The sequence below is a fragment of the Cognataquiflexum aquatile genome, assembly GCF_003316845.1.
In the GTDB taxonomy this organism is placed as follows: Bacteria; Bacteroidota; Bacteroidia; order Cytophagales; family Cyclobacteriaceae; genus Cognataquiflexum; species Cognataquiflexum aquatile.
In genome coordinates, this window is the sequence record NZ_QMIK01000002.1 from 121,397 (window position 1) to 143,375 (window position 21,979).

General features: G+C 43.4%; 16 protein-coding genes. 7 read left to right on the forward strand and 9 right to left on the reverse strand.

Annotated features, from left to right (window positions below; genetic code table 11):
* The first annotated feature begins 28 nt into the window (after positions 1-28).
* The 4 genes from DQW11_RS06975 (at position 29) to DQW11_RS06990 (ending at position 9,161) form a co-directional block, all read left to right on the forward strand.
* The gene (locus tag DQW11_RS06975; RefSeq protein ID WP_113923346.1) at positions 29-2,524 is read left to right on the forward strand and encodes a TonB-dependent receptor; all 2,496 of its coding nucleotides are present in this window, start codon (positions 29-31) and stop codon (positions 2,522-2,524) included.
* Between the two features lie 222 nt (positions 2,525-2,746).
* On the forward strand, positions 2,747-5,242 hold the full coding sequence (locus tag DQW11_RS06980) for a TonB-dependent receptor (RefSeq protein WP_113923347.1): 2,496 nt from the start codon (positions 2,747-2,749) through the stop codon (positions 5,240-5,242).
* A gap of 7 nt (positions 5,243-5,249) precedes the next feature.
* Positions 5,250-6,506, forward strand: coding sequence for a carboxypeptidase-like regulatory domain-containing protein (locus tag DQW11_RS06985; RefSeq protein ID WP_113923348.1), 1,257 nt, complete (start codon positions 5,250-5,252; stop codon positions 6,504-6,506).
* A 162-nt stretch (positions 6,507-6,668) separates the two neighbouring features.
* Positions 6,669-9,161 (forward strand): TonB-dependent receptor plug domain-containing protein, encoded by a 2,493-nt coding sequence (locus tag DQW11_RS06990; RefSeq protein ID WP_113923349.1) that lies wholly within the window; start codon positions 6,669-6,671, stop codon positions 9,159-9,161.
* Positions 9,162-9,217: 56 nt separating this feature from the next.
* On the opposite strand, the gene DQW11_RS06995 is transcribed toward DQW11_RS06990, so the two are convergent.
* Positions 9,218-10,468 carry a cation:proton antiporter gene (locus tag DQW11_RS06995; RefSeq protein ID WP_113923350.1) on the reverse strand — a complete coding sequence of 417 codons (1,251 nt, stop codon included), beginning with the start codon at positions 10,466-10,468 and terminating at the stop codon, positions 9,218-9,220.
* Positions 10,469-10,477: 9 nt separating this feature from the next.
* Complete coding sequence (locus tag DQW11_RS07000) at positions 10,478-11,308, reverse strand: universal stress protein (RefSeq protein WP_113923699.1); 831 nt, start codon at positions 11,306-11,308, stop codon at positions 10,478-10,480.
* Positions 11,309-11,549: 241 nt separating this feature from the next.
* Between DQW11_RS07000 and DQW11_RS07005 the strand changes: the two genes are divergently transcribed.
* Both DQW11_RS07005 and DQW11_RS07010 read left to right on the forward strand, forming a co-directional pair.
* Complete coding sequence (locus DQW11_RS07005) at positions 11,550-13,166, forward strand: M14 family metallopeptidase (protein ID WP_113923351.1); 1,617 nt, start codon at positions 11,550-11,552, stop codon at positions 13,164-13,166.
* A 12-nt stretch (positions 13,167-13,178) separates the two neighbouring features.
* Positions 13,179-14,918 carry a M14 family metallopeptidase gene (locus DQW11_RS07010; RefSeq protein ID WP_113923352.1) on the forward strand — a complete coding sequence of 580 codons (1,740 nt, stop codon included), beginning with the start codon at positions 13,179-13,181 and terminating at the stop codon, positions 14,916-14,918.
* 252 nt (positions 14,919-15,170) lie between these two features.
* Here the strand turns inward: DQW11_RS07010 and DQW11_RS07015 are convergent, their stop codons facing one another.
* The 4 genes from DQW11_RS07015 to DQW11_RS07030 form a co-directional block, all read right to left on the reverse strand.
* Positions 15,171-15,752 carry a DUF4256 domain-containing protein gene (locus tag DQW11_RS07015; RefSeq protein ID WP_113923353.1) on the reverse strand — a complete coding sequence of 194 codons (582 nt, stop codon included), beginning with the start codon at positions 15,750-15,752 and terminating at the stop codon, positions 15,171-15,173.
* Between the two features lie 11 nt (positions 15,753-15,763).
* Complete coding sequence (locus DQW11_RS07020; protein WP_198669860.1) at positions 15,764-16,039, reverse strand: type II toxin-antitoxin system RelE/ParE family toxin; 276 nt, start codon at positions 16,037-16,039, stop codon at positions 15,764-15,766.
* Between the two features lie 26 nt (positions 16,040-16,065).
* Positions 16,066-16,248, reverse strand: coding sequence for a hypothetical protein (locus DQW11_RS07025; RefSeq protein ID WP_113923355.1), 183 nt, complete (start codon positions 16,246-16,248; stop codon positions 16,066-16,068).
* A 240-nt stretch (positions 16,249-16,488) separates the two neighbouring features.
* Positions 16,489-17,037, reverse strand: coding sequence for a hypothetical protein (locus DQW11_RS07030; RefSeq protein ID WP_113923700.1), 549 nt, complete (start codon positions 17,035-17,037; stop codon positions 16,489-16,491).
* Between the two features lie 82 nt (positions 17,038-17,119).
* Here DQW11_RS07030 and DQW11_RS07035 point away from each other — a divergent pair, with 82 nt between their 5' ends.
* The gene (locus tag DQW11_RS07035; RefSeq protein ID WP_113923356.1) at positions 17,120-17,857 is read left to right on the forward strand and encodes a CBS domain-containing protein; all 738 of its coding nucleotides are present in this window, start codon (positions 17,120-17,122) and stop codon (positions 17,855-17,857) included.
* 118 nt (positions 17,858-17,975) lie between these two features.
* Here DQW11_RS07035 and tnpA read toward each other — a convergent pair whose 3' ends face one another.
* From tnpA to DQW11_RS07055, 3 genes are all read right to left on the reverse strand, one after another.
* Positions 17,976-18,437 (reverse strand): IS200/IS605 family transposase, encoded by a 462-nt coding sequence (gene tnpA / locus DQW11_RS07040; protein ID WP_113923357.1) that lies wholly within the window; start codon positions 18,435-18,437, stop codon positions 17,976-17,978.
* 1,101 nt (positions 18,438-19,538) lie between these two features.
* The gene (locus tag DQW11_RS07050; protein WP_113923359.1) at positions 19,539-20,783 is read right to left on the reverse strand and encodes an NAD(P)/FAD-dependent oxidoreductase; all 1,245 of its coding nucleotides are present in this window, start codon (positions 20,781-20,783) and stop codon (positions 19,539-19,541) included.
* A gap of 169 nt (positions 20,784-20,952) precedes the next feature.
* Positions 20,953-21,957: a 4-hydroxyproline epimerase gene (locus DQW11_RS07055; RefSeq protein ID WP_113923360.1), complete on the reverse strand. Its 1,005-nt coding sequence runs from the start codon at positions 21,955-21,957 to the stop codon at positions 20,953-20,955.
* Between the last annotated feature and the right edge of the window lie 22 nt (positions 21,958-21,979).

The following is a 21,979-nucleotide window of genomic DNA, read 5'->3' on the forward strand; positions in this document are numbered from 1 at the left end:
TTAAGTTTATAAGAACCTTTTTGCACCAATGAAAAAAAGCCTTTCCCTGTTTCTCTGCTTTGGTCTGATTAACTTTTTGAACTTCAGTCTTTCTGCCCAATCATCTATAGAAAAACTGACCGCATCCTTCAAAGAATATAACAATACTTTCCCTTGGGAAAAAGTCTACCTCCACACAGATAAGCCTCATTATGTCCTTAATGACACCATTTGGATCAAAGCCTACGGCATGATTGAAAACGGCGGTGAGGCTCCGGAAGCGACCAAATCCGTTCCTCTCTATGTGGACCTGTTCGATGCCAAATTTGAAAGGTACATTGACCGCATCATCATCAAGCTGGAGGATGGCAAAGGTCAGGGAGACATCGTACTGCCCAAAGACTTAGAGCCGGGAGCGTATTCTTTAAGGGCATACACCCAATGGATGAGGAACTTTGGTGATGCAGCTTTTTTTCATAAAGACATTTGGGTAGGGGAACTGGGTGAAGGTTGGGAATATGCAGGGTCAGATTCCAAACTGAATCTCGGCTTTTTCCCCGAAGGAGGCGATCTAGTAGAAGGCCTAAAAAGTAAAATCGGCTTCAAAGCCACCGATGCCTACGGACGCAGTACGGATGTTATTGGTTATATCTTGAATACCAGATCAGATACCATCCTTCGCTTCCAATCAGAGCATCTTGGTATGGGAAGCTTCGGATTCACCCCAAAAGAGAATGAATTTTATGAGGTTCATGCCAAATCTCCAGAGCAGGACTGGTCAAAATTTGCATTGAGCCGAATCCAAAAACAAGGTTATGTCCTCGATTTTGATCCGCTCTATTCGGAAGAAGAAATCAAAGTAGAGATCAGACATAATCTTGCGACAGCCAATGATGGCAAGAAACTCTTCCTTGTCGGACTGTCCAAAGGTCAAAAAGTATATGAAAAGGAATTTGACGGAAAACAGGCAATCAATACGACATTAATTTCCAAAGAAGGTTTTTATCCGGGCTTGGTCACATTCACGCTGATGGATGAGGAAACGACACTTTTGGCAGAAAGACTGGTCTATCTTTTTCCTTTTTCCAAAGGAAACGCAACCTTCAAAACAGCAAAAGCCGAATACATTTCCAAGGAGCGTGTTCAGATGGAAATCAACATAATGGACGAATTCCAAAGGGCTGTAGAAGGAAACTTCTCGGTATCAGTGACGGATGCCTATCAGGTCTTGCAGCCTGAAAATGCAGAAAACATCCATTCCTTTTTTCAGCTCAGTTCGGAGGTCAAAGGGGAAATAGAGCAGCCTGATTATTACTTCAATCCTGAAAACCCAAATGCTGAAAAATACCTGGACAACCTCCTTTTGACCCAAGGCTGGAGAAGATTCTCTTGGGAACATTTGGCAAAATTAAGCAGCCCGCCGACATACGGTTTTGAGGAAGGGCTGACCTTGACGGGAAAAGTATATAAAGTGAATGAAAAACCGATTGAAGAACCACATGCATTGCGGATGATGGTAACCCACAGATTTGGAATGCCTATCCTCTATGAAGGCGAAACCAATGAAATTGGTGAGTTCTCATTTCTCGGAATGGATTACCAGGATTCAGTAGGAATTTACATGCAGGCATACATCGAAAAGGAAAAAAATAGCGGAAAAACCACAGAGGTCAAAAGAAATGAGGTAGTGATGTCAATTCCAAAGGCTCCCAAATTCCAGGAGAGAAACAAAGCCCTGCTTCCCTCGGGAGACAAGTTTCAGGATTTTGATGACTATCTCGTCTCTGTAAAGGAGGCGAAAAACTTGATGGAACAATTCAGACTGAGTCAGGAAATCGAATTGGGAGAAGTTACGGTGACAGGGAAAAGAAGCTTAAAACCTGATAACCGGGCCATCCAGTACAACAATACGCCCGACAGGGGCATGTTTGTGACCAAAGAATTTTATTATTTTCAAAATGTTTTCCAGGTGCTTAGGGGAAGATTCCCGGGTGTCAATGTGATAGGAGATGTATTCAGCCTTTACCCAACTCCGGTTGTTATCATCAGAGGCGGCGGAGGCTCTATCATGAATTCCGGAGGTGCCACTTTTCTTATTGATGGCATGAGGGTGATGCCATCAATGGTGGGTATGTTGCCCGTCGCTGAAATAGAAAGAATAGACATACTGATGGGCCTGAGCAAAGGAGCTGTTTACGGTGCTGACGGGGCAGGAGGAGTCATCAATGTATTGACCAAAGCCGGAAACCCTAACTACAAATGGGAGGATGAACCTGTTATTGGTAATACAACCATCAAAGCCAAAGGGTATGTACCCATCCGGGAATTCTACTCGCCTTCTGGATTGTATGATATAAATGCCCCGATTGCAATAGACTACCGGTCTACAATCTATTGGAATCCCAATGTGGACACAGACAATACGGGAAAGGCGCAGATTGAATTTCTCCTGACCGAAAGCAAGCCTGAGGTCTTTGTCAATCTCCAGGGTATTTCCAAATCCGGAGAACCCATCCACGCCACCTACAGATTCAAAGTGAAATAATTTCAAATCTTGAAAATTATTCTCAGCACTTCCTTTTGGACATAGGATTGAGATTTTGGTATATGCTTATTGACCAAATAATCGACATCCCCATAACCATTGCAACCAAAGACAAGATCTCTTTTATTTCAGCTCAAATGCAGTGATTGAATGCAATAATTTATCAAACTATTTTTTTATCCTTTCGTTAATTTCTTAAGTTTAAAAACGGTTTTGAAGCTTATGAAAACATCCCCCTCCCAATTTCTCTGCTTAGGTTTTATAACCATTTTCAGCACCAATCTTTTTGCCCAATCATCCATAGAAAAACTGACCGCCTCCTTCAAAGAATATAACAATACTTTTCCTTGGGAAAAAGTCTACCTACATACCGATAAGCCTCATTATGTCCTGAATGACACCATTTGGATCAAAGCCTACGGCATGATTGAAAACGGCGCTGAGACTCCGGAAGCGACCAAATCTGTTCCGCTCTATGTGGACCTGTACGACGCCAAATTCGAAAGGTACATTGACCGCATCATCATCAAGCTGGAGGATGGCAAGGGTCAGGGGGATATTGTCCTGCCCAAAGACTTAGAGCCAGGAGCGTACTCCCTTCGGGCTTATACCCAATGGATGAGGAACTTTGGTGATGCAGCTTATTTCCATAAAGACATTTGGGTAGGTGAACTGGGAGAAGGATGGGAATATACAGGGTCAGATTCCAAATTGACTCTTGGCTTTTTCCCCGAAGGAGGCGATCTAGTAGAAGGGATAAAAAGTAAAATCGGCTTCAAAGCCACCGATGCCTACGGACGCAGTACGGATGTCATCGGCTATATTTTGAACAGCAAGTCGGATACAATCATGCGCTTCCAATCCGAGCATCTTGGCATGGGAAGCTTCGGATTTACCCCAAAAGAAAATGAATCTTATGAAGTCTACACCAAATCTCCAGAGCAGGACTGGATAAAATTCGGCTTCAGCAACATTCAAAAACAGGGTTATGTCCTGGATTTTGATCCGCTCTATTCGGAAGAAGAAATCAAAGTAGAAATCAGACACAATCTCGCTACAGCCAATGAGGGCAAGAAACTTTTCCTTGTCGGACTGTCCAAAGGTCAAAAAGTATATGAAAAGGAATTTGACGGAAAACGGGCAATGAATACGACATTGATAGCCAAAGAAGATTTTTATCCGGGCTTGGTCACCTTCACGCTGATGGATGAAGAAACGACACTTTTGGCAGAAAGGCTGGTCTATCTTTTTCCTTTTTCCAAAGGAAACGCAACCTTTAAAACAGCAAAAGCCGAATACATTTCCAAGGAACGTGTTCAGATGGAAATCAAAGTGTTGGATGAATTCAAAAGTGCGGTAGAAGGAAACTTCTCGGTATCGGTGACGGATGCCTATCAGGTCTTGCATCCTGAAAATGCAGAAAACATCCATTCCTACTTTCTGCTGAGCTCAGAGGTCAAAGGAGAAATAGAGCAACCGGATTATTATTTCAATCCTGAAAACCCAAATGCTGAAAAATACCTGGACAACCTCCTTTTGACCCAAGGTTGGAGAAGATTCTCTTGGGAACATTTGGCAAAATTAAGCAGCCCCCCGACGTACGATTTTGAGGAAGGGCTGACCTTGACGGGAAAAGTTTCTACGCTTTACGACAAGCCAATCAAAGAACCACATGCATTGCGCATGCTGGTAAACCACCGCTTTGGAATGCCGATCCTATATGAAGGCGAGACCAACGAAACCGGAGATTTCACATTCCTTGGTATGGATTATCAGGATTCAGTAGGGATTTATCTGCAGGCATTTATTGAAAGGGAAAAAGACAACGGAAAAACATCCGAGGTGAAAAGAAATGAAGTAGCCCTGTCCATTCCTGAAATTCCCAAATTCCAAGAGAGAAACATGGCATTGCTTCCTTCAGGAGATAAATTTCAGGATTTTGATGACTATCTCGTCTCTGTCAAAGAAGCCAAGAACATGCTTGAACAATTCAGACTCAGCCAGGAAATCGAATTGGGAGAAGTTACGGTAACAGGGAAAAGAAGCTTAAAACCTGATAACCGGGCCATTCAGTACAACAATTCACCTGATAATGGCTTGTTGGTAACCAAAGAATTTTATTATTTCCAGAATATATTCCAATTGCTTAGGGGAAGGTTTGCAGGAGTCAATGTAGTAGGAGATGTATTCAGCCTCAATCCACTACCAAGTGTAATTATCCGGGGAGGTGGAGGCTCAATCATGAATCAGGGTGGAGCAACCTTTTTAATTGATGGGGTTTTGGCATTACCCGGAACAGTAGCCGTTTTGCCGGTGGCCCAGATAGAAAGGATTGATATTCTCAGGGGCCTTAGCAAGGGTGTCGTTTATGGTAATGACGGTGCCGGGGGAGTTATTAATGTACTCACCAAATCAGGTAACCCAAATTGGAACCCCGCTGATGAACCCATTACCGGAAATGCGACTATCAAAGCCAAAGGATATGCGCCTGTCAGGGAGTTTTATTCCCCAACGGGAGTCTATGACATCAGTGCGCCGATTGCGATAGACTTCAGGTCCACGATCTATTGGAATCCCAATGTGGACACAGATGCTTCGGGCAAAGCGCAGATTGAATTTCTCCTGACCGAAAGCAAGCCTGAGGTCTTTGTCAATCTCCAAGGCATATCCAAATCCGGTGAACCCATCCACGCCACCTACAGATTCAAAGTGAAATAAAAATCAGATGTTGAAAGTCAATCCCAATACCCTAATAAGGATTTCTCTGACTCTTTTGTTGTCTTTTTGGCTGTTTGGCCTGAATGCTTTTGGACAATACAGTCTCAAAGGAAGGGTATTGGATGCGGAGACTTTGGAGCCTTTGCTTTTCGCCACGGTTTTTATTAGCAATTCCAGCATCGGAACTTCCACCAATAAGAAAGGGGAATTTGATTTGTCCATCCCTGAAGGCAACCATGAACTGGTTATCAGCTATATTGGGTTTCAACCTTTCAGCTATACCATTTCGACCAAGGTTTTGAGAAGTTTTTATGAATTCAGGATTTTGCCTGAAACCATAGAATTGGAAGGAAGTGAAGTGAAAGAAAAAAGAGACAAAACCTGGTACGACAATCTTGAAGTTTTCAAGAAATATTTTTTGGGCAGCAGTGCCAATGCCGCAAATTGCAACATCCTCAATCCTGAAGTACTGATCCTCGATGGGGAAACAGAACCAAACTCACTGAAAGTGCGTGCCAAGGATATTCTCGAAATCGAAAACCCCAATCTCGGTTACCAAATCAAATACGTCCTTACCGGCTTTGAATACAACAAAGCCAAAAATGAGGTGGTCTATGCAGGCTATCCATACTTTGTGGAAGAAAAACTGCCAAAAAGAAGGGTCAAAAAAGTGACCGAAAGCCGGGAAAAAGCCTATTTGGGAAGTATGATGCATTTTATGCGGAGTTTGTATACAGGAAACGCGGAAAATTCAGGGTACAGGGTTTTCGCTACACAAAGAGTCCCCAAAATAACGCCCGTCGTCAATCTGGACATTAATCCGAATGAAGATACAAGGGAAAATGCAAAATTGGATATGGGTGAAAAAAAACCGGAAATGTCCTCCATCGATTCCATTGACGTCCCATATAATGAACCGATTGCAGCGGCAACTCTGACACAGTCTACCCAAGACGGGAAGGTATTTATCATCTACAATAAGCCTGTCTATATCCTGTACCTGCATGAGGAGGAAGAGTCTGGGTTTTTTCTTTATAGTCTTCGCAATATTAATTTTTCAATCAAAAACCTCGGATTGGCTGAAAGCAAAGAATCAGGCGTCAAACTGGCACAGCTCAGCAAAATGGAGATGCGTTCCAAGGCCGTTCAGGTTTTTGATAATGGCAGTTACTTTCATCCTTTTGACATTTTTGTACAGGGATACATGGGCTGGGAAAAAATCGGTGACCTGATGCCGCTGGATTATGGTATGGAAGTGAAATGATATTTTAAGTATCAAATCAAAGGAAGCCCCATAAATCAAACCAAAATTAGACCTTCATTTTTTTGCCAATTTCTGCGAAAGTTTGCTTCAAAATTGCCTTTTGCTATGCGCTTAGGATAATTATTGGTTATTTTTAGTTCATCTTCCATAAATCCCATCCCAATGAAAAAGGCTACCAAAATCCTCTCCTTATTTTTTATGCTTCAGGTATTTTTATACCCCTTTTCGCAAGCCCAAAATCTGGAATCCCTGGTATCGAAAACCAAACAATACCAAGTGGCCTATCCATTTGAAAAAGTCTTTCTTCATACTGATAAGCCACATTATTTTTTTAATGATACCATTTGGATCAAAGCTTATGGCACCTTGCAAAAGGATGATCAGTTCATCTACAATACACCCACTGTACCTGTTTATGTAGAATTGATCGACAACCTTAGCAAAAAAAAAGTCAGCAAGCTCATTCTCAAAATGGAAAAAGGAATCGGAAGAGGTGATATCACCTTGCCTTCCGGTCTTTCTGCAGGCATGTATACGCTTAGGGCTTATTCCACTTGGATGAGGAATTTTGAGCCCGAGGTGTTTTTTCACCAGGCTATTTATATCGGCGAATTGGGGAAAGTCAGCTCCGTAGCCACACCACCCCAAAATGACTTTGAATTGAGGCTGTTTCCGGAAGGTGGGGATTTGGTGGATGGGATTTCGACCTCAATAGGCTTTAAGGCAATCGGCCAAAACGGGAAAGGAATCCAAGTCAGGGGACATATTATTGATTCAAACCAAGACACTTTGGGCAATTTTTCTTCCTCCCATCTTGGAATTGGGAGTTTTACTTTTATCCCCCGAAAAAGTGAGAAGTATGAGGTCGTTGCCACTGCCGGTGGAAATCAAAAAAGAATTGGGTTTCCGGAAATCAAAGAAAAAGGCTATGTCCTCAATGTCAATTCATCCTTTACTGCCGAGCAACTTGAAATCTACATCAAAAGCAACATTACTGAAAAGGAAACACTTCACCTGATGGCTCTTTCCAAAGGGGCAATTTTATTTACCCAAACCTTTGAAGGAGGTGCTGCGATGAAAAAATTCACCCTCAACAAAGCGGATTTCAAATCGGGTATCATCCAGTTTTCTTTGTTGGACGGTTCGGGAAATCCATTGGCTGAGCGGTTGGTTTTCCTAAAGCCCGAAGAGAAATCCCTTGCCAAATTCGTTTCTTCCAAAACCAGCTACGCTCCCAATGAAACCGTAAGGATGGAAATCCAGGTCAAAGATGCCTTTGGCAAACCTGTTCAGGGCAATTTTTCCCTTTCGGCTACTGATGGAATTCAGGTACATTATCCTTCCCATGCCCAAAACATCAGCACGTATATGGACTTGTCTTCCGAACTGAAGGGAGAAATTGAACAACCGGCTTTTTACTTTGACGCTACCAATCCAACTGCTGCCAAAGACCTTGACAATCTCTTATTGACCCAAGGCTGGAGGAGATTCGATTGGTCGCATCTTGACAAACTGGAAAAAGAAAGGGAACATTTCTTTGACTTTGGTATCAACTTGGCAGGTCGGGTCTTGCCGGAAGGACGAAGGGGAATCACCGAACCAAAATTCCTGACTTTGATTGTGAACCAAGAAGACCATCCTTTGGTATATGACGGTCAGACCGACGAAAAAGGATATTTTTCATTCCAAGGATTGGATTTTGAAGATTCTACATCGATTTACATCCAGGTATTTACGGTCAACAAAAACAGGAAAAACAATCCCATCCAGGCCAAGCCCAACGAAGTGGAATTTTTTGAAAAAAACAGACCGGATATTACCTTGAAAAACTCTGATCTGTTGACAGTCGATGGCTCAGAATACGAATTCAAGGAGTATTGGATGGAGGTCAAACAGGCAGACCTGATGATGCAGCAATTTCTCAAAAACCAAATGGTAGAATTGGAAGAGGTTACCGTCCAAAGCAGTCAGATCCAGCGCAAGTCCGATATCCGTGCCATCCAATATGCCGACAATCCTGATTTTACTCTAATTGTCACTCCCCAGGAATGGGTTTTCCAAAATGTCTTCCAGCTGATACGGGGGCGATTCCCGGGAGTCACCGTGAGCGGAGATGTTTTCAGCATCAATCCTCCACCCACTGTCACGATCCGGGGCGGTGCTCCGGGAGGATCCCAAAACAGGGGCGCTTTGTTTCTCTTGGACGGAATGCCGGTGCAGACTTCCATGGCGGCTGTGATCATGGTTCCTGATATTGAGCGGATCGACCTTTTGCGAAGCATGTCCAAGGCCATGATCTTTGGACCCGACGGTGCCGGCGGTGTGATCAATATCTTTACAAAGAGAGGAAATCCACAAGTGGACCAACTTTCCAAAACCCCAACAATGGACAGCAATGCCACCTTGAACAAAACAGGATTTGCACCCGTGCGGCAGTTTTATACTCCTCCCAAATACATTGAAAATGTTGGCCCAAGGATACCGGATTATCGCTCCACGATCTATTGGAATCCTGAAATCACCACTGACAAAAATGGAAAAGCAGTGGTGGAGTTCCCGCTGACTGATGGCAAAACCCAAGTGGAAATCAGGCTTGAAGGGCTTTCTACAGAGGGAAAACCTGTTTCAGGAACTTATTCATTCAAGGTACAATAAGTACCCAAAACCAAAATCCCTGTCCATTCGAACAGGGATTTTGGTTTTAAACAAACCTAACTTTTTTGAAGAACAATCCGCTTTTTAAGCGCCCATTTCATGAGTGGCCCACTAGTCATGCTGGTAACCAAAGCCATCACCACCAAAGCCACAAAGAGTTTTTCATTGATCAAACCTACATCCAAAGCAATCAATCCAAGGATGATTTCCATCGCGCCACGGGCATTCATCCCAAATCCTATGGCCATAGATTCCCATTTATCCAAGCCGCCTCGAAGTGCCCCAAATCCGCAGCCGATTACTTTGCCCGCATAGGCCACCAAAATAACCACAAGGACCAGTAAAGGGTCAAAATTGGTAAAGAAATTGACTTTGAGTCCAATCGAAACAAAAAAGACTGGTGCAAATATGTTGTTGACAAATTGATGGATAATTTCTTTTGCCTTTTCGGACATATGTTCTGAATCACCCAAAGCCACACCAAGCAAAAACGCACCAAAAATCGCATGGATTCCAATAAATTCAGTGAACGCTGCAGACAGAAAGCAGGCAGCCAATGACAAAGACAACAATCCTCCCGGCCATGATAACCGCTTGTTGATCCAAGGTAGGACTTGATTGATCAATCGCTTTCCAACAGTGATCATAAAAGCGGCAAAACCAATGGTAAGAAAAATGGTATATCCAAGACCCATAGTACTGGCTTCTTTGCCCATAAAACTCAAAATGATCGAAAATATCATCCAACCGATAAGGTCATCAACCATGGCTGCAGACACGATCATCATCCCCATCCGACTTTTGAACAAATCAAGATCCATGAGTGTCCGCACGATCACAGGCAAGGCACTGATTGCCATGGCTGTCCCCATAAAAAGTGAAAACAAAAGTTTGCTCCCATCTTCAAAACCGAAAAACTCAGCAAAGAAAAATGGCGCTGTAAATCCAAATGCAAAAGGAATGGCCAAACCAAAAAAACTGATGTTTAAGGCTTTTTTCCCCTGAGAAATAACCAGATTCAGTTCCACTTCCAAACCAGCAATAAACAGCAAAAGGATGACGGAAATCTGAATGTATCCATCCAAGGCGATATTGCTCATCGGATTTGCTTTGAACAAAAATTCAAAAACCTCAGGGAAAATCCCTCCCATTATCGTCGGACCAAGGAGAATCCCCGCAAGTATTTCACCCACCACTGCCGGCTGTTTGAATTTCCTGGCAATTTCTGCAAAAATCCTAGCCAAAATAAGCATCGTGGCCAGTTGCAAAAGAAGATTAATAACCTCACTATGTGTCAGTTTTTCCATCCGGTCAGGTTATTTTTTTAGTATCAATAAGTTGCAAGGAAGGTTGTTTAGGATTTCTTCCAGATCATGGGGAAAAAGCCGGTCCAAAAACCCGAGTTTGCCTTCATCACCCACTATTAGAAGGTCAGCTTTGACATCTTCGGAAAACTTTGCAAGCTCTATCGCCCATCTGCCACAGGTGACTTTGACATTGACTTTGAGGTCTCCTTTGTCAAGGTCCTTCAAAATATCATTGACATAAGCGACTTCATCTGCGACAAGCTTTCTCCGTATAGAGGCTATTTCCTCTTCGTTTCCTTCCCCTGCAGTTGCCATTTTCAGGCCATACATCTTAATCTCATTGACCACAAAGACCTGCCTTGCGCCATCCAATTTGCACCATTCGAGTCCTTTTTGAATCACTAAGGGTGTCTGATCCTGCTCCGTGCCGTTGATTACCACCTTGTCAAAAGGTGTCGGTTTGACCAGAGGTTCTATCAAAGTCAGCACCGAACACTTGGAATTCCGGATGATCTTTCTGGCTATCGAGCCAATATAATAATTCAGGAAACTTTCACTCTTGAGTGCCCCGGCTACCAAAAGATCAACATTTTCGGCCTCACAGGTTTGAAGGATTCTTTTGGCAGGCTTGCCTTCCGCCCAAATGGTCTTTACTCCGCTATCCAAAAGACCGTGTTTGAGAAGCACCTCATGGAGCTTTTCTTCAAGGACTACTGTTTTTTCGCCCACATGGATGAGCAGCAGTTCTGCATGAAAGAGGTCTTTCAATCTTTTTGATTCAGCAATCAGGGCCTCCATTCTTGGAGAGAAGGCAATGGCAAGGGCAATTTTACTAAACATACCTAGGGAATAGTGTTTGTCGAAAAATACCATTTTTTTCGCCCAGGAAATAACTTTTTATGCTTTGTTTTTTAAGTGGACTAAAATTAGATTCCGCTTATCCAAACTTGAAACCTTTCAAAACCATGCAAACCAATAGGACGAATCGGCTTTTATTTAACGGTTTTAATTTTGTAACATAGCGCGGGAAAAGACACTTTGAGTGTCTTTTTTCATTAAAGAACTAAACCTGATATACTTTATGAAGAAAATGTATCTATCGTTGGTTTTAGGAGCGGGATTCCTTTTTTCCGTTCACTCGACCACGCTGGCGCAAGGGGATTATCCCACTCTTGGCCAGATTACCCAAAGGCTGCAAGCCATATCCGGCAGCGGAAGTGCAGCCAAACTCAGTTCGCTTACCAAAACCGAAGGCGGGAAAGACATCTGGGTATTGAAAATCGGAACCGGTGACATGGACAACAAGCCAGCCATTGCAGTCGTGGGCGGGGCAGAAGGCTTTCATGTCCTCAGTGTCGAATTGGCTCTGCAGTTTGCCGAAAGATTGGTCAAAAACCATGCATCGGCCCTAGAAAAAAACACTTTCTACATTTTCCCAAACATGTCTCCTGATGCTTATGAGCAGTACCATGCTTCCCTGAAGTATGAAAGAAGAGGCAATGCAGCCAAAGTCGATCACGACCGTGACGGACAGGTTTCAGAGGATGTCTATGAGGACCTCAACAAAGATGGACTTATCACAATGATGCGCGTCGAAAGCCCCATGGGCGAGTACATGGCCAATGAAAAGGACAGCAGGTTGATGGCAAAAGCAGACAGGTCCAAAGGCCAAAAAGGCAACTACCTGATGATGCCTGAGAGTATGGACAAGGATAAAGACGGAAGCTTTGGAGAGGATTTGGCAGAAGGCATTGCCTTTAACAAAAACCAGACTTACAAATTCCCGATCTTCCAGCCGTTAGCAGGGGATTTTGCGGTATCGCAGGTCGAAAGCCGCGCCTTGTTGGATTACCTTTTCAATCAATGGAACATCTTTGCTTTTGTGACTTTCAGTCCTGCAAACAACCTCTCCGCTCCCCTAAAATACAATGCGGGTGATGCCAAGAAAAGGATAATCGCTTCCATGCTGGAAAAAGATGTAGCCATCAACGGCATGGTTTCAGGAATTTACAATGAAACCATTACCCAAAAAGCATTCAACCAAACCAATCAGGGTACTGACGGGGACTTTTTCCAATGGGCTTATTTCCACTTTGGAAGACTCAGCTTCAGCACACCGGGATGGTGGATTCCTGAGGTCAAAGGAGAAGACGGCAAATCCAACAGCAATGCCGAGGCAAACTTCATGGCCTGGGCCGCAAAAGAAAATCTCAGCAATGTACACGTGCCTTGGGCGCCGGTGACGCATCAGGATTTCCCAGGTCAGAAAGTAGAAGTGGGTGGCATCAGACCTTTTGTGATGCACAATCCTCCTTTTGCCAAAGTGGATTCTATAGCCATGGAGCATACCGCATTCATCCTGAAGCTGGCAGCAATGAGTCCCAAGCTGGAGTTTCACAATGTGAAATCAGAAAAACTTGGCAACGGACTGACAAGAATCACCGCAGACCTTTTCAACAATTCTTCTTTGCCGACACATTCTGAAATGGGTGAAAAATCCCGTTGGTTGAGGAATATCAGGGTAGACATCAGCAAAGATGCCGCTGACTTAGTTTCCGGTGAAAAAATCAAGCTGATCAATAAGCTTGATGCTTATGGCAAAATTACGCTGTCATGGGTCGTCAAAGGAACCGGCTCAGTGGATATCAAAGCCGGTGCAGCACATACCGGTATCGCCACACTCAATGTGAAACTCTAAAGCGACAAAAAAATGAAATTCAAAAACTGGATATATACAACTGCCTTAGGACTGGCAATCGGTTTTGCAGGCATTCAGGAGACCAACGCACAGGAAAAATATTTCCGCGCCATCGGTACTCCGCACAATCCCAAAGTTCCCGTTTCCTGGAACAGGTATCATACTAACCTTGCTTTGGAGGAAATCATGAAGGACATGGCCAAAAAGCATCCCGATCTGGTGAAGCTCGAAAGCATCGGCAAGTCTTTCCAAGGAAATGACATTTGGGTGCTGATCGTCACCGACTTCAAAGCCGGCAAAGCTGAGGACAAGCCGGGCATGTGGATCGATGGCAACATCCACTCCAACGAGATACAGGGAACTGAATTTACCCTTTACACCGCTTGGTACCTTTCTGAAATGTACGGCGAACTGGAATTCATCACCCAATTGCTCAAAGACAAAACATTCTACATCGCGCCTACCATCAATCCGGATGCGCACGATAACTTTATCAAGGAACCAAACACGCTGAATTCTCCGCGATCAGGCATGATGAATATGGATGATGACGGCGACGGGGTGATCGGTGAGGATCCTTTTGACGACATCAACAAAGACGGTCATATCACGATGATGATCAGAAAATCACCTACCGGACGATTTGTAAAAGATCAAATGGATCCGAGAAAACTCATCATGGTCGCTCCTGATCAAAAAGGAGAATATGAAATGTTGGGTTTTGAAGGCATAGACAATGATGGTGACGGTGAAATCAACGACGATGCCATCGGGTATTATGACCCTAACCGTGATTGGGGATGGAACTGGCAGCCTGATTATGTACAGCGAGGTGCATGGAAATACCCGTTCAGCGTGCCTGAAAACAAAGCCGTGATGGAATATGTGATGAAGCATCCCAACATTGCAGCAGCGCAAAGCTACCACAACTATGGTGGCATGATCCTCAGAGGTCCGGGTGCGGAAGAAGACTTGGGAACATACAACCAAACTGACATTCGCATCTATGATGCTATTGCCAAAAAAGGAGAGGAATTCATGCCGGGTTACAAATACCTGGTGGTGTACAAAGACCTTTACTCCGTATTTGGCGGTCAGTTGGACTGGTTCTATGGCGGAAGGGGAATTTTCACCTATTCCAATGAATTGATGACATCTTATCTCTATGTGCACAAAAATGCAGGAAGAGGCAATCAAGATGAGCAAATGATGGTAGACACTTACCTGACATTCGGGGATGCATTTGTCAACTGGGCAGAATATGACCACCCTCAATATGGCAAAATCGAAGTCGGTGGATTCAAGAAAAACTTTGGCCGTCTGCACCCGGGATTCCTGTTGGAGCAGGATGCCCATAGAAATGCCGCCTTCACCATCCTCCACGGCTACCACACTCCAAAACTCAGCGTGATGGATGTCAAAGAAGAAGACCTTGGAGGAGGATTAAAAGCAGTTACAGCGACGATTTACAACGAAAGGTTGATCCCAACCCACTCCAGCCAAGATCTGAAATACAAAATCGAAAGGCCTGATTATGTGAGCATCACCGGCGCCAAAGTAGTGGCGGGATTTGTGGTGGACAATGAGGACTTCAACAGACTTTCCGAGCAAAAGACAAATCCTGAAAAAATCTCTGTCGACAATATTCCGGGAATGGGTGCGGTAAAAGTGAGATGGATCGTCTCCGGCAACAGCAGCTACAGCATCAACGTGGACTCTGCAAAAGGCGGAAAAGCAAGCTGGAAGAAGTGATAATTGTCCACAGTCCATAGTCGACAGTCCACTGTGGATAGTCATAAAATTGAAATAGCTACCTGAGAGATCGGGTAGCTATTTTTTTTATAAAATCTCTTGGGAATATTGATTTAGATAGAAATTGAATAGGTGGGAAACTTTTATAACTCAAAAACCAGCCTTTTATGAGTTATAAATCTGATTTTTATAACTCATGGGAAATCATTGATCCAAAACAAGTACCTGAAAATACATTTTGGAAGATTGAAATCAGATCCGAAGCATCCCGCGGAATGCCCGTACACCATAATAAGATTGGGCTCCATTATGATAGGTAAAGACATGGTTGTAGCGACGGTCGCAAAAAAGAGCTCCCCCAAGTTTCCGGATGGCATCGGGTGTTTGGATCCAACTTGAGGTTTTGGTATCGAATTCTCCCAATTGTTGCAATTCCCGGTATTCGGATTCAGTCAGGATGTCAATACCCATTTCAGCAGCCATGTCGACGGCATTGTTTGCAGGGGGGAAATCTTTCCTTGACTCAAGGCCTTCCCGGTCAAAGCAAATACTTCTGCGGCCTTTTGGGCTTTCTGCCGAACAGTCATAAAAAATAAATTCTCCGGTGTTGTCATCGAAGCCGACCACATCAGGTTCTCCGCCTGTGATTTCCATTTGGTACAGTGACCAAAGCTTTTCTAGGCTTCCTTTGCCATTGAGATGGAATTCCAATTTGGCCTGGACCGAAGCCCATTCCAAGCCTTGGTGACGGTTTTTGTTTTTCTCAAACCTGGATTTCAACGTTCTGAAAAGTACTTCGCACTGATCGCTTGACAATTCCATTTTAGTATCCATGGCTCTTCCTACTAAACTATTGGAGTAAAAATATCAATCCTTTTTCCCAGATCTCTAGCTAAATGGTGAATTGTCAGGATATCTATCCTTGATTCATCAACAATTCTATAAATTATTAAATAATTTCCTTCAACAAGCTGTCTAATTTCTTTCTTGCCGAAGAATTCTAAAATCTGACCAGAATATGAGTTTGTCTTAAGGATTTGCGTTCTATTCTTAATTCTTTGGATTTGAAGCGAGGCATACTTTTTTGAGTCTTTGCTTATATATTCCGCAATTTCCTTCAAATCAATAACCGCTTGTGCGGTCCAATTTATTCGAACCATTTGTCGATTTCCTTTTCGAGTTCTTCTTCAGAAATAAATCTTCCCTCATTGGAGTCCAACAAGCCTTTTTCAACTTTTTGGATCAAAATCAATTGTCCTACCAATTCATCCAAAGAAAACTCTTCAGGCAGTTTTTCCAATTGCTTTTTAACTATAGTTTTTGTCAACATACCTCTTCGATTTAATCAAATATAAAAAAAATGTGTTTTCAATAACAGAATACCTCGAATCGAACTCTTCATTTTTCACATTTCACAAAATCAATTTTAAAAAGTCATTAAGACGATCCGCATCTTTCCATATTAATTATCTCCAAAACTTCGATCCTCCTGCCTTTCACCTCAAACCTTCAACTTCTTACCCAATTCCCAACTTTGAAACTTTTTCAACATTGAAACCTTCAAACCAAATCAATCCTCCTTCCCCGACCCTTTGAAGTAATCCTCCTTATCGGCAAAGAGTACATTGAAAGTGGTCAGTGAACCGTAGGCGCGCGTAATGTATTGCTGCAGGGCAATTCTGTCCTGATCGTCGAGCTTCTCGTGGTTATTGATATTTTGCTCAAGGACGCGGAGTCGCTCCCTGACCATGACGATCTTGTGAAAAAATGTCGCAATCGGAACTTCCTTGTTGCTCAGTTCGGGATTGTAGGGATTGAGAATCATGTTGCCTTTGAGCCACTTTTGGGCCATGCTGACTTTTGGCAAAGTTTCCACAGGCGGGATTTTTTTGATGGCGTTTTCTACTGCCCTTTCGATATCCGCAAGGCTAAACGCGATCGGTTCTGCTTCTTTCTTTTCGATGAGTTCAAAATGCTGAAAGTCCCTTGCGATGGTTTTGACCTCCGCGATAAAGTTAAAATAAATCTTGTAATAGGAGGCGTCTGCCTCCACGACCACGCCTTTTCCAAATTTTGGATGTCTGACTTGACTCCCGATTCCCAATTCCATTGCTGACATAAAATAATTGGTTTTGCTACCTAATGTTTCGGTCAATATAAAAGCTATTTTTATATTTTCACAAAAACTTTCCACCAAGCCTATGAATTCTTTGGACCGCCTCCGATTGCTTTTTGAAGAACAGATCAATGTCATGCCCATTGCAGAAAACCTGCTGGTTTTTGACCAAAACAGTTACAGGGAAGAAATGGAAAAACGGAATTTCCAATCGGCCGTGGTGGATGTCGGTGGGATATTGATGAAATTCGATATCGGTGATGCATCTCCGGTTCCAATCCCTGAGGAAGACATCATGCCATCTGAAACTCCGCTGTTGATTGCCTTCAGAATGCTGATCGACAAAAGGCGGTATTTCATTGAAGAAGATGGAAGGATCGCGCACATCGTCACCCGGACTGACCTCGACAAGATTCCGCTCAGGATCGGGTTTTTTGGAATGATCAGCCTGTTGGAAACCCACCTGAAAGAACTGATCCGCAAATACCTGCCGCATTGGGAGCAAAGCATTTCCGAAAACCGGCTCAATAGCGCCCGATCACTCTATGATTGGAAAAAAGGACGGAAAGAAGAAATTGATTTGGTGCAATGTCTGCAGTTTGGTGACTTGGGTTCTATCTTTTCCAAAAATCAGCGCTTCAAAAAATTTGATCCGGAGTATAGCAGAGACCGCTTTGTCAAGATGATGAATGACATCGGTCAGTTGCGCGATGCACTTGCCCACTCACAGGGAAATCTTGGTTTTTCATGGGAGGAATTAGACACTATCATCCGGTTTATCAGGATTATTATCGATGCAGAAGATCAGGTTTTTGAGGCGTAGATTAAGTGGTTATCCGATTCTTATCTCTTTTTTCGAAAGATATAGTGGGGCGTAGCCCCCAAATCTTCGTAGCAAATTGAAATGGCATAAGGACGAAAGGGGCGTAGCCTGATATCTATCATTCATACCATTCAAACAAATATTTATGGTCAAAATCTATTTCAAATTTCTTTAGAAGCAACAGGTACTCTTCTCGGAAAGATTGCTTTTTATGGCGTTCGGGTTGGTTCAAAACATATTTCACAACGTTATCGATATGCGATTTGGAATACGTAAAAGCCCCAAAACCATCTTGCCATGAAAATTTGGATGGTACATATTTCTTTTCATTTAGCCATTTGGATGAACCCGATTTGACTTCCTCCATCAACTTAGAGGGTGAAACTGTCGGATGCATCCCGACAAAAATATGTGTATGGTCAGGATTGGCATAAATAGCATAAGCTTTGCATTTGTGATTGGTAACAATCCCACACATCACTTTTTCTAATTCATCTCTGAAATGTTCTTTGATGAAGTTATGGCGACCCTGAACTGAAAAAACGAATTGAATATATAATTGGGTGTATGTATTTGCCATAGGTTTTTCAGATTTCAGGGCTACGCCCCTGTTGGGTAAGCTGTTGGTGTTGGTTATTACGAAGATTAGAGGGCTACGCCCCCTTTGTCAATCTTAAATGATCTGATTTAAAATTCATTGGGATATTAATCAAATGGGAAGATCGAAGCGCAGTTATCCCGATTCTTTTAAAGGGGCGTAGCCCCCAAATCTTCGTAGCTAATTGATATGATATGTGAACGAAAGGGGCGTAGCCCTGAGATCTATCATTCATTCGTATTTGCTTTAGGCTTTAAGATTTCAGGGCTACGCCCCTCTTGGGTCCTTTATTGATATTGTTTATTACGAAGATTAGAGGGCTACGCCCTCTTTGTCAATCAGAATTGTTTTTGATTTGAAATCCATAGGGATATCCATCAAATGGGAAAATTGAAGAGCAATATCTCAGTTGTTTTCAAGGGCGTAGCCCCCAAATCTTCGTAAACATCCCTTTCTCCCTTTAGTCTTAATCTCACGCCACCCGCAGCTGGCATAAGAAAAATATTGGCAGCTGATTTTTATTCGCGAATCTTCAAATGATTCACTCTCAAATAATGAAAGAGTCGCTCAAACTCAGTCAAGTCGTCTTTGTCTGATAAGTTAATTTATCACTGTCTCTAGTCTTTAAAATCAATTTTCTGTTCACTTGTCCGTGGAAATAGAAGTTGTTTTCAGTCCAACTCTGTAGCTGTCCTAAGTTCAATTTTCTCTCGGGTCTTAACATTTGTCGAATAATTAAATTGTCTCCCGTTAGTTTAAAGTCTTTATGTTTCCTAATGATTTCAAAAATCATCACTATTCCAAAGAGTCCTGTTAACGCGTAGATGAGTCCGAGTTCTTGATTTGCCCCATGGTAAAATTTAATTGATAGGAATATGTTTATCCCTGCAAAAAGAATCCAAAATGGAAGTAATTTCTTGTTCATCCTTTTTCCCAAAAAACTTTCTACCAACAATTGTATATCAACAAGACTTATTAATATCTACCCAAATCGGGCTGGTCTCAACAATATTGTTGTTATTTTTTTAATACCTAAACTTAAACTCTTTTAGTTAATGATCCAATCCACACATAGGCTTGAGCTCAAAACCTATCCACCTTAAACCCTGCCAATTCCATACTTGGGGATTTTTGGGCATGGAGTTCTGCGAGGATTTTTCCTGTCGCGGGTGCCAAGCTGATTCCCATCATGGAATGACCGCTGCCGACAAGGACATTCTTCCAATTTGGCGCAAAACCGATATAAGGCAAACCATCTGGTGAACAGGGTCTCAAGCCCTTCCAGATCTCATCGGTTTCGGGAAATTTGGATTGGAAATCCGGATAATACCGGTTGATGGATTCGAAGATTCCCTTGACCCGGTTGATGTTGATGGATTCGTCTGTGCCGGCGATTTCCATCGTGCCACCAAATCGGATCTGTTTGCCATAGGGGCTGACGGCAACTTTCATCTCTGTCAAAATGCTCGCCTGTTTGATTTCAGGCTTGTTGTCCTGGATAAAACTGTATCCTTTTCCGCCCATCATGGGAAGTGAAAAAGCCAACATCTTAGCCAATTCGGAAGACCAAGCGCCTCCGCAAAGCACAAACTTATCCCCTTCGATTTTTCCCTCCGAAGTCAATACGCCGATGACTTTGTCGGATTTTGTTTCAAATCCGGTGACTGTCACTTGGTTTTTGAACTGCACACCATTTTCTTCCAAATGTTTTTTCAAAAAACCATACAAAGCAGCAGGAGAAAGGTGGGCATCACCGGGAAATAAAACTGCCCCGCGGGCTTTTACCTCAAGGTTGGGTTCGATATTACGGATATCCTTGGGGCTGAGGATTTCTGCCGCCAAACCATGTTTCTGCGCCAAATGGGCAAATTCAATCTCTTCCTTTTCTACCTCGGCAGTTTGATAAAGCATCATCAAACCCTTTTCTACCAAGCCCAAGTTTGACTCGATGTGCTCAGCCTTGAACTGTTGGTACAGCGCTTTGCTCATCAGACTGAGATTTTTCAGGTAGGGGATACTTTTCTCAACATGGGATTTGTTGGCGGATTGGTAAAACAACCAAGACCATTGCAAGAGCTTCCGGTCAAATCTAGGATGGATATAGAAAGGACTTTTGGATGAAAACATCCAGGAAATCCCCTTGCTGATCATGCCCGGAGCGGCTAACGGAATGATGTGGCTCGGCACGATCATCCCGGCATTGCCGGTGGAGCAGTTGACCTGCATGTCACCTTTGTCGATGATGATGACTTCTGTACCTGATTTTTGAAGGAAATACGCAGTAAACAGTCCGACGATCCCGCCGCCGATGATGATGGTTGGTTTCATTTTTTAAGACGTGAGAGGGGAGACTTGAGACATGAGACTGAATTCTGGTTGGGTATGGGAGAATTGGAAAATTGAAAGATTGGAAAATTTCAAAATTGTAAAGATGGGCTTTTATGTTCTTAATACTTTGTTCTTGGTACTTGATACTTTGTACTCTCTCTCGCTTCCCCTAAATTACCTGAAATCCATGCACGTAAGGGTCTTCGTCGTCCAGGAAAATGGTATTATAGCCTGTCACCACTGCCCAACCTTCGATGCTGGGAACGATGGCCGGAAAGTCCCCGACGGAAGTCTCCTCTTCTATCCTGCCTGTAAATTTGGAACCGATAAAACTCTCATGGATAAATTCATCCCCTTTTTTCAACAAACCTTTGGCATGCCACTGTGCCATCCTAGCCGAAGTGCCTGTCCCGCAGGGTGAGCGGTCGATGGCTTTGTCGCCGTAGAAAACGGCATTTCTGGCAGTGGATGTCGGATCTATAGGTTCGCCCGTCCAAAGCAAATGCGAAAGCCCACGGATAGATGGATGCTCAGGGTGTACAAATTGGTGGGAAGCGTTGATCTTTTTGCGGATTTCCCGGCTCCACATGATGAGTTGCTCGGCACGGTAATTTTGGATTCCTGAGAAATTTTCCTGTGGATCGACAATGGCGTAGAAATTCCCCCCATAAGCCACATCTACTTTGAGCGTACCCAAGTCATCACAATTCACCTCAATGTCTGTGGCGGCAAGGTAAGAAGCAATGTTGGTCAGTTTGACAGATTTGACTTTTTTGCCTTCCTTCACATAGCTCACCCTTACCAATCCTGCAGGCGCTTCGATTCTCAGTTGGCCGGGAATTTTCGGCGTGATCAATCCTTCTTCTATCGCAATGGTCACAGTTCCGATGGTGCCGTGACCGCACATGGGCAGGCAACCGCTTGTTTCGATAAATAAAACCGCGACGTCATTGGCAGGATCATGGGGTGGAAAAAGCATCGAGCCCGACATCATATCATGTCCCCTCGGCTCAAACATCAGCCCTTTGCGGATCCAATCAAGATGGTCAAGAAAATACTGCCGCTTTTCGACCATGTTTTTCCCTTCCAAAAAAGGTACTCCGCCGGAAACAAGTCTGACAGGATTGCCACAGGTATGGGCGTCGATGCAGGAGAAGGTACTTCTAGAGGACATAAGAAATTGAAAGATTGGAAGA